Annotated in this window: 13 protein-coding genes; 5 read left to right on the forward strand and 8 right to left on the reverse strand. The window is 67.8% G+C overall.

The features are described from left to right. The first annotated feature begins 134 nt into the window (after window positions 1-134). The 4 genes from rpsF to rplI all read left to right on the forward strand — a co-directional run bounded on the left by rpsF (window position 135) and on the right by rplI (window position 1,847). Complete coding sequence (gene rpsF, locus HDG68_RS06810; protein WP_172150539.1) at window positions 135-425, forward strand: 30S ribosomal protein S6; 291 nt, start codon at window positions 135-137, stop codon at window positions 423-425. Between the two features lie 117 nt (window positions 426-542). After that, on the forward strand, window positions 543-1,073 hold the full coding sequence (locus tag HDG68_RS06815) for a single-stranded DNA-binding protein (RefSeq protein WP_172150540.1): 531 nt from the start codon (window positions 543-545) through the stop codon (window positions 1,071-1,073). Between the two features lie 71 nt (window positions 1,074-1,144). Beyond that, window positions 1,145-1,381, forward strand: a complete 237-nt coding sequence (gene rpsR / locus HDG68_RS06820) for a 30S ribosomal protein S18 (RefSeq protein ID WP_172150541.1) — start codon at window positions 1,145-1,147, stop codon at window positions 1,379-1,381. 16 nt (window positions 1,382-1,397) lie between these two features. After that, window positions 1,398-1,847: a 50S ribosomal protein L9 gene (rplI, locus tag HDG68_RS06825; RefSeq protein ID WP_172150542.1), complete on the forward strand. Its 450-nt coding sequence runs from the start codon at window positions 1,398-1,400 to the stop codon at window positions 1,845-1,847. Between the two features lie 206 nt (window positions 1,848-2,053). On the opposite strand, the gene HDG68_RS06830 is transcribed toward rplI, so the two are convergent. Together HDG68_RS06830 and HDG68_RS06835 are read right to left on the reverse strand one after the other, a co-directional pair. Continuing rightward, complete coding sequence (locus HDG68_RS06830) at window positions 2,054-3,175, reverse strand: type IV toxin-antitoxin system AbiEi family antitoxin domain-containing protein (RefSeq protein ID WP_172150543.1); 1,122 nt, start codon at window positions 3,173-3,175, stop codon at window positions 2,054-2,056. Between the two features lie 83 nt (window positions 3,176-3,258). Continuing rightward, window positions 3,259-4,581 carry an MATE family efflux transporter gene (locus HDG68_RS06835; RefSeq protein WP_216648136.1) on the reverse strand — a complete coding sequence of 441 codons (1,323 nt, stop codon included), beginning with the start codon at window positions 4,579-4,581 and terminating at the stop codon, window positions 3,259-3,261. Window positions 4,582-4,877: 296 nt separating this feature from the next. On the opposite strand from HDG68_RS06835, the gene HDG68_RS06840 reads away from it, so the two are divergent. Continuing rightward, window positions 4,878-7,526, forward strand: coding sequence for a replicative DNA helicase (locus HDG68_RS06840; protein ID WP_172150547.1), 2,649 nt, complete (start codon window positions 4,878-4,880; stop codon window positions 7,524-7,526). 143 nt (window positions 7,527-7,669) lie between these two features. Here the strand turns inward: HDG68_RS06840 and HDG68_RS06845 are convergent, their stop codons facing one another. The 6 genes from HDG68_RS06845 to HDG68_RS06870 all read right to left on the reverse strand — a co-directional run bounded on the left by HDG68_RS06845 (window position 7,670) and on the right by HDG68_RS06870 (window position 13,787). Next, a complete protein-coding gene (locus tag HDG68_RS06845) occupies window positions 7,670-8,119 on the reverse strand; it encodes a hypothetical protein (protein WP_172150549.1) in 450 nt (149 codons plus the stop codon). Then, entirely contained in the window at window positions 8,116-9,228 is a 1,113-nt protein-coding gene (locus HDG68_RS06850) for a phosphotransferase (RefSeq protein ID WP_172150551.1), read from the reverse strand. The genes HDG68_RS06845 and HDG68_RS06850 overlap by 4 nt, the downstream gene beginning before the upstream one ends. A 232-nt stretch (window positions 9,229-9,460) precedes the next feature. Further along, a complete protein-coding gene (locus tag HDG68_RS06855; protein WP_172150553.1) occupies window positions 9,461-10,552 on the reverse strand; it encodes a glycoside hydrolase family 172 protein in 1,092 nt (363 codons plus the stop codon). A 17-nt stretch (window positions 10,553-10,569) separates the two neighbouring features. Continuing rightward, window positions 10,570-11,367: a carbohydrate ABC transporter permease gene (locus tag HDG68_RS06860; RefSeq protein WP_343037464.1), complete on the reverse strand. Its 798-nt coding sequence runs from the start codon at window positions 11,365-11,367 to the stop codon at window positions 10,570-10,572. An 86-nt stretch (window positions 11,368-11,453) separates the two neighbouring features. Then, window positions 11,454-12,413 carry an ABC transporter permease subunit gene (locus tag HDG68_RS06865; protein ID WP_172150557.1) on the reverse strand — a complete coding sequence of 320 codons (960 nt, stop codon included), beginning with the start codon at window positions 12,411-12,413 and terminating at the stop codon, window positions 11,454-11,456. A gap of 51 nt (window positions 12,414-12,464) precedes the next feature. Further along, window positions 12,465-13,787 (reverse strand): ABC transporter substrate-binding protein, encoded by a 1,323-nt coding sequence (locus HDG68_RS06870; protein ID WP_172150559.1) that lies wholly within the window; start codon window positions 13,785-13,787, stop codon window positions 12,465-12,467. Between the last annotated feature and the right edge of the window lie 68 nt (window positions 13,788-13,855).

A 13,855-nucleotide genomic window follows, 5' to 3' on the forward strand; every position in this document is an offset into this window, starting at 1 on the left:
GTCGACTGGCCGTACCGCCGTCGTCCCGTCACCGGGGCGGCGCACCGCGAAGGTGGGTGCGGCCGACGCACGCAAGAACCCTCCTGCCACGGATGGACCGTGGCCGCTGAGACCAGAGGAGGTGGGTTGAACTCATGCGTCAGTACGAACTGATGGTGATCCTGGACCCGGAGGTCGAGGAGCGCACCGTGGCCCCGACGCTGGAGAAGCTGCTCAAGGTCATCACGACCGACGGCGGCTCCGTCGAGAACACCGACATCTGGGGCCGTCGCCGCATGGCCTACGAGATCGACAAGCGTTCCGAGGGCATCTACGCCGTCGTCGACTTCACCTCGACGCCGGACACCGCCAAGGAGCTTGACCGCCAGCTCGGCCTCAACGAGGGCGTGCTGCGGACCAAGATCATGCGCAAGGACGCTGCCTGAGTCCTGCTGGACCGTAGATCCCCGCGTCCCGGCTGGGCACCTGTCGGTGCCCCGTGATGGGATGCCACTGGAACATCGAGGACAGTCGAAACTCGCGGACGAACGAAGGAGCTTGGCATGGCTGGTGAGACCGTCATCACGGTCGTCGGAAACCTGACCGCGGACCCGGAGCTGCGCTTCACCCCGTCGGGTGCAGCCGTCGCCAACTTCACGATCGCGTCCACGCCTCGCACGTTCGACCGGCAGTCGAACGAGTGGAAGGACGGAGAGGCGCTCTTCCTGCGCTGCTCCGTCTGGCGCGAGGCGGCGGAGAACATCGCCGAGTCGCTGACGAAGGGCATGCGCGTCATCGCGCAGGGCCGGCTTCAGCAGCGCTCGTTCGAGACCCGCGAGGGCGAGAAGCGCACCGTCGTCGAGCTGCAGGTCGACGAGATCGGCCCGTCGCTGAGGTGGGCCTCGGCGAAGGTCGCTCGCGCCCAGCGCAGCGGCGGCGGCGGTGGATTCGGTGGCGGCTACGGCGGCAACGCCGGTGGCCAGCCCGGTGGCGGCGGTGGATTCTCCTCCGGCGGCAATCAGCAGAGCGACCCCTGGGCCACGGCTGGTCCGGCGTCGTCCGGCGGCGGGTTCTCGGACGAACCCCCGTTCTGATCGCCGCTCACATCCACGATCACCCCTCGTCCCCGCCTCGCGGGGACAGCACCTGAGAAGGAGCACTCACCATGGCAAAGCCTGTGGTGCGGAAGCCCAAGAAGAAGGCCAACCCGCTCAAGACCGCGAAGGTCGAGACGGTCGACTACAAGGACACCGCCCTGCTGCGGAAGTTCATCTCCGACCGTGGCAAGATCCGCGCGCGTCGCGTCACCGGCGTGTCCGTGCAGGAGCAGCGCCAGATCGCCAAGGCCGTCAAGAACGCCCGCGAGATGGCCCTGCTGCCCTACTCGTCGTCGGCCCGCTGAGGAAAGGATCCAGATCATGGCAAAGCTGATCCTGACCCACGAGGTGACCGGTCTCGGTGAGCCCGGCGACGTCGTCGAGGTGAAGGACGGGTACGCCCGTAACTACCTCATCCCGCGTTCGCTGGCCACCCCGTGGACCAAGGGCGCCGAGTCGCAGGTCTCCGCGATCCGCAAGGCTCGCAAGTCCCGCGAGATCGCCTCCCGCGACGACGCCCAGGCTGCGGCCGAGTCGATCCAGTCGCGCACCTACACCGTCTCCGCGCACGCCGGCGAGTCCGGTCGTCTGTTCGGTGCGGTGACCACGGCGGACATCGCCGCGGCCGTCCAGGCCGCCGGTGGCCCGTCGGTCGACAAGCGCAAGATCGAGATCGGCCAGCCGATCAAGCAGACCGGTGAGCACACGGTCTCGGTCCGCCTGCACCCCGAGGTGTCGGCGAAGATCGAGCTCGACGTCGTCGCCGGCTGACGCCGGCACGCTGCTCGCCGAAGGCCCCGGTCCCCGCTGCTGCGGGGGCCGGGGCCTTCGCCGTACCCGGCACTGCGTGCTCCGAGGGCTCCCTTCGCCGGGGCCGCCGACGGCTCCCTGCCCCCCCGGGCCGCCGACGGCTACGATTTGTTGCAGTATGGCGCTCGGAGTGCAACATTCCGGAGCACTCGGCGCGGCGACAGAGGTCAGTCGAGCCAGGAGACCGGCGGTATCCGTCCGCCCGGCACCCAGCCGAGGCGCTGCAGGTGTGCACGGATCGCCGCACCCGGGAGGTCGCGGTAGGCGTCGGCGCCGGTGAATCGCACCACCCTGTGACCGGCTGCGACCAGCTCGTTCTGCCGCCTCCTGTCACGCAGCAGAGCCTGCGGGGACTCATGCGCCGTGCGGCCGTCGATCTCGCAGATGAACCAGTGGCCGTCCGGTAGGTGCCAGGCGAGGTCGACGCGGGCGGCGACACTGCCGTCGCGCCGGTAGAAGAGGTGCTGCAGGGCGTCGGGTGGTGCGCCCGCGTCCAGACAGCTCAGCCGGGCCCAGGTCTCCGCGGGTGACTCGGCGCGTCCGTCGGTGAGGTCCCACCAGGGGTGGGTGCGTTCGACGCCGCGGCGGCCGCGCGCCAGATCGTGAGCCTCTCGCAGGGTGACCGCGTTGACGAGCCGCCGGTGCAGTGCGCTGTCGTGCACGGCGACCGCCTCCCGGCGTTCCAGGGTCGGCACGGCCTGTGCGAGGGCGAGCTGGATCGGCGCGACGCGACGGCCGCCGACGTCGGCGACATGGCGGAACGACACGTAGCGTCGCAGTGTCACGCCCTCGAAGGAGGTGCGTTCCCGCCGGTCCTGGCGGCTGACCTCGACGCGAGGTTCGACAGGTAGCCCTTCGACGCCATGGAGGAGGAGAGCCGTCTGCCCGACGGCCACTGCTCGAGGTCCGTAGCGCAGAAGACCGAGCCAGGCCCCACGCCGTCGTCGGTGCTGGTGGAGGTCGTTCCGTTCGGGATCGGGATCCATCGTCCGCTGTTCGGGCGGCACGGCGATGAGGTCGTAGATCCCGTGGCCGACCCTCCGGAGGGTGCCGTACCCGACGTTGCGGCTGATGCGCGACCGGTTCACGCCGCAGGCCTGGAGCTGCTGACTGTCGATCAGCTGTTCCTGCCGACGGGCGAGCGAGAGGGCCGCCGGCGGCAGGGTTTCGGGGGAACGCACGGAGTCATGGCACCAGAATCCGCCCGGCCGTGCGGACGGCCTGTGGACAACCGTCAGCATCCGACGTCGAACGCCCGGATGCGTTGCAGTACGAGCGCCGTACTGCAACAAATCGTAGCCGTCGGCGGCCCAGGGGCGGCGGCCAGGGGCGGCGGACCGGGGCGAGCGGGGCCAGGCGGCTGCGAGGCGGGTCAGGCGCCCGTGACCATCCAGCGCTCGCCCCGCGCCCGCCAGCCGGTCGTCACGGCGCGCGCGAGCATGAAGACGCCGGCGAACGCCGCCCACAACCACGCCAGCCCGACGGCCCCCTCCGGAGCCCACGCACGCACCATCAGGGCGACAGGCGCGTAGACGACCAGCGTCAGCATCCCGGCGGCCGCGAGGAAACGCCCGTCGCCGGCCCCGATCAGCACGCCGTCGAGCACGAACACCCAGCCCGCCATCGGCATGCACAGCCCGCACACCGCGAGGCCCACCGCGACCGCCACCCGGACGTCCGGGTCGGGGGAGAACAGCGGGGCGATCCACCAGCCCGCGACGGCGAGCACGACGCCGATGATCGCCCCGGCCGCGACACCCCACTGCAGGCAGCGGCGCAGCACGGCCCGGACACGCTCGCGGTCCCCGGTGCCGAGGCCGTACCCGACGAGTGCCTGGGCGGCGATGGCGAGGGCGTCGAGCGCGAACGCCGCCAACCCCCAGAGGCTGTTGACGACCTGGTGTCCGCCGAGCGCCACGGCACCGAGCCCGGTCGCCACCCAGACCGTCAGCAGGATCGCCAGGCGCAGCGAGAGGGTCCGCACGAACAGCGGCGCCCCGGCGACCGCGTTCGCCCAGATGCCGGCCCGATGGGGGCGGAGGGAAGCGTCGCGCCGGCGGGCACCGACGACCACGACCGCCGCGAGCACCGCACCCATCAGCAGCTGCGCCGTCGTCGTCGCCATGGCCGAACCCGCGATGCCCATCCCGACGCCGTAGACCAGCGCCACCGAACCGATCGCGTTGAGCACCGCACCGCCCGAGGCGACCCACAGGGGCGTGCGGGTGTCCTGCAGGCCGCGCAGCACGCCCGTGGCCGCCAGCACCAGCAGCATCCCCGGCAGGCCGGGTGCCGACCACCGCAGGTACGTCGTCGTGTGCGCGGCGACGTCGTCGGACGCCCCCATGGCCGAGACCGCCCATGGCGCCGCGAGCCAGAGCAGTGCGGCGAGCACTGCGCCGAGGAGCAGCGCGAGCCACATGCCGTCGACGCCGGACTGCAGCGCCTCGCGGTCGTGCCCGGCGCCGAGGCGGCGTGCGACGGCCGCGGTGGTGGCGTAGGCGAGGAAGACGCACAGCCCGACGAGCGTGACCAGCAGAGTGGAGGCGAGCGAGAGCCCGGCGAGCTGGGCCGTACCCAGGTGCCCGACGACGGCACTGTCGACGAGCACGAACAGCGGCTCGGCGACCAGCGCACCCAGGGCGGGCCAGGCGAGCGCGAGGATCTCGCGATCGAGGCGGCGAACCTCACTCAACTTTCTTTCCTCCACAGCCTGGGCACAGCATCGGGGCAGGTCAGCCCCGTGCTGTGACTTGTACACAGGAGATTTCCCCAGTTGTGCACAGAGTTGTCCACCGGCTGTGCACAGGGTGGAGGCAGTCTTCCACACCCTGGTCCACAGATCCGTCCACAGGCTCCGTTGCACGTGGTCCCGGGCGCGCCTAGCGTCATCCCGAGTGTCTGAGGGGGACGGTAGGACTGAACCCTGACGACCGCCGGCCATCACGGTGGGGCGGGTGGCGCGGACGGCAGGGACCAGGAGGGGGACGCATGTCGATCGAGGAGCTGGAGGCGGGCTACGGCGCGCCGTCGAGCGGAGCGTTCGACCGCACCCCGCCGCAGGACATCGACGCCGAGATGAGCGTGCTCGGCGGCATGCTGCTGTCCAAGGACGCCATCGCCGACGTCGTCGAGCAGATCCGCGGGAACGACTTCTACCGCCCTGCCCACGAGGCCGTGTACGAGGCGATCATCGACCTCTACGGCCGCGGCGAGCCCGCCGACGCCATCACCGTCGTCGCCGAGCTGACCAAGCGCGGCGAGATCGGCCGTATCGGCGGCGCCTCCTACATCCACGACCTCATGGCCGGCGTTCCCACGGCGGCCAACGCCGGATACTACGCGCGCATCGTGCGGGAGCGTGCCGTGCTGCGGCGGCTCGTCGAGGCCGGCACCAAGATCGTCCAGCTCGGTTACGCCACCGACGGCGGCGACGTCGAGGCCGTCGTCAACAACGCCCAGGCCGAGATCTACGCCGTCACCGAGCGCAAGACCTCCGAGGACTACCTCCCGCTCGCCGACATCATCGGCGGGACGATGGACGAGATCGAGGCCGCCGGGAACCGCGGCGAGGGCATGGTGGGCGTGCCCACCGGGTTCGCGGACCTCGACCGGTTGACCAACGGGCTGCACCCCGGGCAGATGATCGTCGTCGCGGCGCGGCCGGCCATGGGCAAGTCGACCCTGGCAATCGATATCGCGCGAGCCGCGTCGATCAAGAACCAGAAGACGTCGGTCGTGTTCTCGCTCGAGATGAGCCGCAACGAGATCACCATGCGTCTGCTGTCGGCCGAGGCTCGCGTCCACCTGCAGAAGCTGCGCAACGGATCCATGGCCGAGGACGACTGGCAGAAGATCGCCGGCGTGATGGGCAAGGTGTCCGAGGCGCCGCTGTTCATCGACGACTCGCCCAACATGTCGCTCACCGAGATCCGCGCCAAGTGCCGGCGGCTCAAGCAGCGACACGACCTGCAGCTCGTCGTCGTCGACTACCTGCAGCTCATGACCTCCGGCAAGAAGGTCGAGTCGCGGCAGCAGGAGGTCTCCGAGTTCTCGCGAGCGCTGAAGCTGCTCGCGAAGGAGATCGAGGTCCCGGTCATCGCGCTCTCGCAGCTGAACCGTGGACCGGAGACGCGTGGCGACAAGAAGCCGCAGATGTCGGATCTTCGCGAGTCGGGATGCCTGACCGAGGACACGCGGATCCTCCGCGCCGATACCGGTGCGGAGACGACGATGGGCGAGTTGTTCGCGCTGAACGCCAAAGACGTTCCCGTGTGGGCTCTGAACGATCGGCTGCAGTACGTCCGGCGGCACCTCACCCACGTCTTCCCGACCGGAGTGAAGCAGGTGTACCGGCTCCAGTTGGCGTCCGGCAAGGAGATCGAGGCGACGGCGAACCACCCGTTCCTCACCTACGAGGGCTGGACCCCGCTGGGCGAGCTCGAGGTCGGGTCCCGACTCGGCGTGCCGCGGCACGTCCCGGGCCCGGAACAGAATACTGCGTGGGACGACCGCAAGGTGGTCATGCTGGCGCACCTGCTCGGTGACGGCTCGTTCGTCAAGCGGCAGCCCATCCGCTACGCCTCGATCGACGAGCGCAACCTGGACGCCGTCAGCGACGCGGCGACCGCGTTCGGCATCACGCCCGTGCGCGACGACTACGCAGCCGCTCGCGTGACCACGCTCCGACTTCCGGCGCCGTACAGGTTGGCGCGCGGGAAGCGGAACCCGGTTGCGGCGTGGCTGGACGATCTGGGCCTGTTCGGCGCCCGAAGCCATGAGAAGTTCATCCCGTCGGGCGTGTTCCACCTGCCCAAGGAACAGATCGCGCTCTTCATCAAGCACATCTGGGCGACCGACGGGTCAGTGACGGTCAACAAGAACCGGCGAGGCGGGCGGATCTACTACGCCTCGACGGCCCGAGAGCTCGTCGATGGGCTCTCGCGACTCCTGCTGCGCTTTGGCATCTCGACAAGGATTCGGCGTGCCACGCTGAAGGGTGCATACCGGCAGGGCTACACGCTAGACGTTTCGGGTGTGGACGACCAGCGACGGTTCCTCCAGGAGATCGGCGTCCACGGCGACCGCGGTGATACGGCCGCTGAGCTTCTCGAGATCATTCGCGAGACCCAGGCCAACACGAACCGGGACACCGTGCCGCGCCAAGTATGGGACGACGTCCGTGACCTGCTGGTCGAGCGCGGGATGTCCCACCGCCAGTTCGCCGAAGCGATCGGCACACAGTTCTGCGGCAGCGCACTCTGGAAGCACGCACCCTCGCGGCAGCGCCTCGGCAGGATCGCCGACGTCCTCGAGAGCGAAGAGCTCGAGATCATGGCGGTCAACGACCTGCTGTGGGACGAGGTCTTGTCGATCGAGTCGATGGGGGAGAAGCAGGTCTTCGACGCAACGGTGCTCGACACGCACAACTTCATCGCCAACGGCATCGCTGTCCACAACAGCATCGAGCAGGATGCAGACATGGTGATCCTGCTGCACCGCGAGGACGCCTATGAGAAGGAGTCCCCGCGCGCCGGCGAGGCCGACCTGATCGTCGCCAAGCACCGTAATGGTCCGACCGACACGATCACCGTGGCGTTCCAGGGGCATTACTCGCGATTCGTCGACATGCAGGTCTGATCTGTCGGTGTTGTCGACGTGCAGCGCAGACTGCGCGAACACGCCTGGCTACCTTGCATGAACTCGGGCGTGTCGCGCTGGTCGCGCAAAGTAGGTTGCACCGTCCCGGACGCCAGTGGACATTCCCGCGTCGTGAGGCACGCTCAGGAGAGTCGGCGCGTCACCAACGCGCCGACCGGCACAGCAATGACCTGGACCTTGTCCCCATAGACGACGCGGCCCGGCGCACGGGTGTACCGCTCCACGCATGCCACTTCGTACTCGTCGAGCAGGGCGACGTACTCCCTGGCCTTGGCAATCAGATCGGTAGCCGAGCTGCGGAACCACGCCCGGGCGCCCGGGTTCAGAACCTGGTCGTAGACCGCGGGATCCACCGTGGTCGGATCCGGATACGCGGCGTTGCACCAGTCATTGCTGGCGCGCCACCACGACCAGTCTTCCGCCGATAGTCGACCCGATCGGGCGAGACCATTGGCCAGCCCGAAGACCCCTACGTGGTACCCGACCTCATTCTGCGTCGGGCTCTCGAACCGGACCAGCATCTCGTCGACCGTGAACGACGGCGGCACGACCGGCTCGGGAAAGCGGGTCACGGCGCGACGTCGTGCAGGTGTTCCTCGGCGGCCGCCCGCCATCCCGTGGCGTCCTGCGCCGGGTCCGGCGGGATCATGCCGAGCAAGTACCAGCCGACGAGGATGTCCCACCAGCGCAACTCGGACTCCCCGAGAGCGCGATGTGATTGGTAGCCGGCCAGGAAGTCGGCGCGCACCTGTGGCGAGACTGGCCCCCAGTCGCGGAACAGCGTCCCGAGCATGACCGCCGAGCGCGCCAGTTCCGCAACAGGATGGTCGAACCGGGCCTCCTCGAGGTCGAGGATCGCGGCGACGCGGCCATCGCGGCCATCGGCGCAGAGGATGTTCGCCGCCCGATAGTCCCCGTGGATGAGTTGGAGCTGCACTGACTCCGTCGGCGCGTCAACCAGTCGCTCGCTCAGTGATGTCCGCAGAGTCGCTGGGACGTTGGACCGGTCCGCATCAAGCCATCCCGAGACACGGTCAGTCAACGTACCCGTCGTCGCCGGAGACGGCTGACGAAGCCGTTCGGATCGCGGATATCGGGCGAGGTCGTCGTGCAACCTCCCCAGCACCGCTCCTGCCGACCTCACCTGGTCGGAGTTCGCGACGTCGAGGTGATCTCCGTCGACCACGTGCTGCAGCGTCACCAGGGCCCCGTCCGCACAGACCGAGGTACTCCCCGCGGCGGTTGGAACCGGTACAGATACCGGAGCGCCACACTCACCGAGCCACCGCGCAAGATCGGCGAGCTCCGACAACCGGTCGAATCGCTCATGAGCCACCGACCACTTGGCGAGGAGAGCGCCGGCGGACGTCGTGAGCCACGCGAGGGCGTTGTGGTCGCTCATCACGATCCGACGGCACGCAGTGACGCCAACACCCCAATGGAGACCGACCTCGGCCAACCACTCGTCGATCGCGCGACCATCCGCAAGGCCGAACCTGCGCCGCAAGACCTCGGTCGGGTCGTCACTTTCCCAGAGCATCTCCAGCGTGGGCATCGCCGTCGTCGACATGGCACCCATCACACCACGCTCTGCCAGAGCTCGGGCGCGTCGAACTTGCCGCGCGAAGTAGGTTGCACCGGCACGATTCACCAGTCTGACGTTGGCGTGCCGTTCGGCCACGCGCTTCCACCGTGGATCCCCCACGGAGGCTCGCTGACTGGCGACGGGTCCGGGCGGCGGATCTGGGCCGACTTCGCGTAGTAGATGCGCCGAGCTAGCCATTGTGTACGTCCTCTGACCGGTGGCGGGTCAGGCACGGGGCGCGGCCCCATTGCCCGTGTCAGTCGTTGCGGGCAAGGGGGCGGCGGCCTTCGACGCGGTCCGTGGCGGACCGCGTCGAAGGCGGCTTGTCCTATCGGGGCTTGCGCTGATCTGCCGTCGGCAGTGGCGGGAACTGGGCGGTGGGGGTCTGCTGATACCAGTAGGCCACGGTGGAGATGTCGTCGGAGCGTTCGAATAGCCCGTGGTCCCAGGCGCCGATCTGCTGCAGCGTCACGCGGAGCCGACGGGTGAAGTGCACCGGGTCCGGGACGTGCCACCGGTAGAGGCCGTGCATGGCGGGTGCGTCGACCGCGAACGGGGAGGCCTTGGTGGTGTCGCGGTTCACGTACTGCGGGTACCCGCAGTACGGCGCCGAGAACGTCAGAACCTGCGGCGCGGGCTCGCTTCGCAGCTCGTCCTGGAATGCCCAGGCTCCACCTGCGTAGTCCTCCAGCCCGGTCGAGCACAGCGTGGGCAGCTCCTCGTCGTCGTCGATGAAGAACTTCAGTTCACCTTCGCCCCACCAGAAACGGTGCAGAGAGGCCAGGGCAACAAAGGTCCCCAGGTAGGTGCCGGTGCCCTCGATGCCGTCGACGATCACGTGGTCCTCGCCGAGGGCGGTGCTGCCGTTGGACCGCCGCCACTGTGCGTGGAAGTACTGGGCGTGATCGGGGACGTCATCGCCGATCGTGTAGTCGACCTGGTAGAAGACGTGCTCGATCGAGCCGGGGTGCTGGTTCTCCAGCGTGATGCGGGCGCGGCGGCGGAACGGCATCTGGAAGTAGGAGTTCATGCCACCAGTCGGGGCGACGACCACCAGCTCAGAGGTCACCAGTGCGCGTTCAGCGAACCCGTTGCAGAAGAAGTCGCCCAGCGGAGCCTCGACCGCCGGATGTTCGTCGCCGTCCCAGTAGATGCGCAGTACGAGGTCCCGTAGGACCCAGGGGCCTGCTTCGGTTCGGTCTGGCACGGTGATCCACAGATGCCGGATAACGCCGGGGCCTTCGATGTCCGCCAGTGTCAGTGACTCGCCTCGTTCGGCGGCGAGGAATGCCGATCCCTTGCGCCCGGGGCCGAGCGGGGATGATGCGGAGGCTGCGTGACCAGGTGCCCCGCTCGGGTTCTCGGCATTGATCGAACGACTCTGCACGGCAGACGGGCTGCTGGCCCACAGGTGACGCATGGAAGTCCTTTCTCGGGTTACTTGATCGCGCCGGCGGTGACGCCGCGGCTGAGCGTCCGCTGGAAGAGCACGAAGAAGATGATGGTGGGGATCAGGGACAGCAGGGATCCGGCGTTGACGACGGTGATGTCGATGGAGTGCTGGCCGCGAAGCGTCGACAGTGCGATGGGCACGGTCTGGGAGGCCGGGTCAGCGAGCAGCACCAGCGGGATGTAGAACTCGTTCCAGGTCCAGATGAAGAAGAACACCACCAGGACCGACATGGTCGGGCGAAGCACGGGGGCCACGACCTGCCACAGGACTTGGCGTCGATTGGCGCCGTCGAGCGCCGCGGCCTCGAGCAGTGATTTCGGTACTGTCGACATGACGCTCGAGAGCAGGTAGGTCGCGAACGCGCCCTGCAGTACGACGAAGACGATGATGATCGACCAGATGGAGTTCAACAGCCCGAGAGACTGGGCGCCGTAGAACAAGGGGTAGATGAGCGCCTCGTGCGGCAGCATCGTGGCCAGCAGGAACACCGCGACGACCGCGGTGCTGCCGCGGATACGCCCGATCCCAAGTCCGTAGGCGGCAAGCAAGCCAAGCGTCACGCCGACGAAGGCGACAACCACGCTGATGACGATGGAGTTCCACAGCGCGAGAGGGAAGTCGACACGAGCGAGGTACCCCTCGAATGCCTGCATGCTGAACGTGGTTGGCCACGCCAGCGGACCGTTCTGGCTGTAGTCACTGCTCGACTTGAAGGCGTTGAGCACGAGCAGCAGGAAGGGCGCTGCAGTGAGCATCGCCCCGATCCCGACGACGGCCAGCACGATCCATCGCCAGGGTGCCCGCGGGCTTCGAGCTTGTCGCGAGGTCTTTGTGTTCCGGGAGGACGCGGGGGTCTTTGTGAGGGACATCAGCGGTTCTCCTGCCGGTCGGAGCGTCGCTGCAGGATGAGCAGCACCGTCGCCGCCAGGAAGATCACCAGGGACATGACGGTGGCGATGGTGGCGCCATATCCCACCCGGGACAGCTCAAAGAAGTTGCGGTAGGCGTAGTACGAAGGCACGACAGTCGATCCCTCGGGGCCGCCGCCTGTGAGGATGAGGATCGGTGCGAACACCTTGAGCGAGGCGACGGTAGCCGTCAGGACGACGACGAAGACCTCGGGACGGATCTGCGGAATCGTGATCGCGCGGAACCTGCGGAACCACCCTGCGCCGTCGAGCTCGGCCGCCTCATACAGTTCCGGGTCGACGCGTTGGAGCGCCGCCATGAAGATGACCACCGGGTACCCGATCTGCAGCCAGATCAGCACGAGCATGACCGAGTAGAGGGCGATGGCTGGGTCGCCGAGCCAGTCGGGGGGATCTTGAATGCCCAACTGCTGCAGCACCAGGGTGAACAGGCCGCTTTGGGAGTCGAGGACCCACGCCCAGATGAAGCCTGCCACGGCGATGGGCACGATCTGCGGCAGGTAGTAGGTCGCCCTCAGGAAGGCCGCCGTTCTGCCGCCGAACTGCTTGCCGATGTAGTCGAAGAGCGCAGCGGCGATGAGTACACCGAGGACGGTCGGTACCACCACGATTGCGACGATCATGTAGACCGAGTTGTAGAGCGACCTCCAGAACTCTTCGTCTCCGAGCAGACGTGCGTAGTTGTCGAGTCCGATGAACGTCGCCGGTGCGATGCCGCCACGCCAGCTGGTCAGGCTGAAGTAGACGTTCATCACGAACGGCAGTGCCACCACCGCGAGGAATCCCACGCCCAGCGGTGCGAGGTACCACCAGTAGCCGGCACGCCCGGTTCTGCGCGCGGTGCCGGAGCGGCGTTGCGCTGCGCTGCGAGTGGATCTCGCAGTGGTCTCAGTCGTCATTGTGTCCTCCTGGGATGGTGTGGGGCCGCAGGCGCGGCCCCACACCATCGGTCACTGACCGGTCTGGAAGGCCTTGCCCTCGTCGTAGAAGGCCTGCAGGTCGGCGAGGTATCCGTCGGCGTCCTCGTTACCGTTGGACATGGCCTGCATATGCTCCTGGATGAAGTCGAGGAATCCGGGGACGGGATAGTCCGGGTAGAACGAGAACTCGTCTCCCGCCACCAGTTCGTCGAACCGGGCCGTGAAATCCCTGATCAGCGGGTCATCGATCGACTCCGTCTCGCCGGCCAGCGGCAGACCGCCCTTGGTGCCGATGAGGTTCTGGACCTCGGGGCTGAGCGTCGTCTCGATCCAGTCGTAGGCGAGCTCCTTGTTCTGGGCGTTGGTCGGCACACCCCACAGGTGACCAGAGGAGCCCATCGTCAGGTTCGCCCCGGGCATCGTGAAGTAGCCCCAGTCGAAGGACGCGTCGTTGGTGATGCGGTCGAACTCACCGTTGTTCCAGATCAGCATGGCCGTGTTGCCCTGCAGGAAGTTGACTGTGGCCTGCTCGAAGTTCAGGCCGGCGAGGTCGTCACCCACGTAGCCCTTCTCGATCCAGTCTTGGAACTTCTCAGTCCCGGACCGCCACGGATCCGCGTCGAAGTCCACGTCCCCCTGCAGGAACATGAAGTCGTCGATCTGCTGACGGCTCGCCTCTGCGGACACCAGGGAGTACCACACCCACATCTGGTTGAACCCCTGGCTGGTGGAGGCTGAGCTCGAGATTGGCGTGTAGCCGGCCTCGAGGATTGCGTCCATGTCCTGCTCGAGCTCGGCAACGCTGGTGGGAAGCTCGTCGATCCCGACCTCGTCGAAGATCTCCTTGTTGTAGTAGAGCATCACGTACTCGCCGATGTTCGGGATGCCGTACCACTCGCCCGAGCCGGCGTTGCCGTTCTCGTCGTAGCGAGCGAAGGACGCCATCGAGCCGGTGACCTTCTCGTCCCAGCCGAACTGCTCGACCTGCTCGGTCAGCGGGTCCAGGAGACCCTGCGCGGCGAGCTGTCCACCGTCGGCGTTGCCCTTGTTGAACTCGACGACGTCGGGAACGTCGTCGCCGGACAGGGTGATCTTCGCGTTCTGTCGCATGGCGTCGAAACTGGTGGTCTGGAAGTCGACCGTGACTCCGGGGTGCTCTTCCTCGAAGATCTCCACCGCGCGGGCCCAGCCCTGCCCCTGTGCCGAGTCGGGGTTCTCGTACTGCAGCACGGTGAGTGTGTCCGCGTTCGACTCCGAGTCCGAGTCCGTGTTCTGCCCGCAGGCGGAAACGGCCAGGACCAGGGTCGTGGCTCCTGCCACCACGGCAGGGGTTCGGTGTCGTGCGATTCTCATGGTCAGCCTCCTTGCTGTCTTTCTCGGTCACTGCTGGTCGTTGTCGCGCCTCAGATGGGATCTGTTGG

The sequence above is a fragment of the Isoptericola chiayiensis genome (genome assembly GCF_013149805.1).
Taxonomy (GTDB): Bacteria; Actinomycetota; Actinomycetes; order Actinomycetales; family Cellulomonadaceae; genus Isoptericola; species Isoptericola chiayiensis.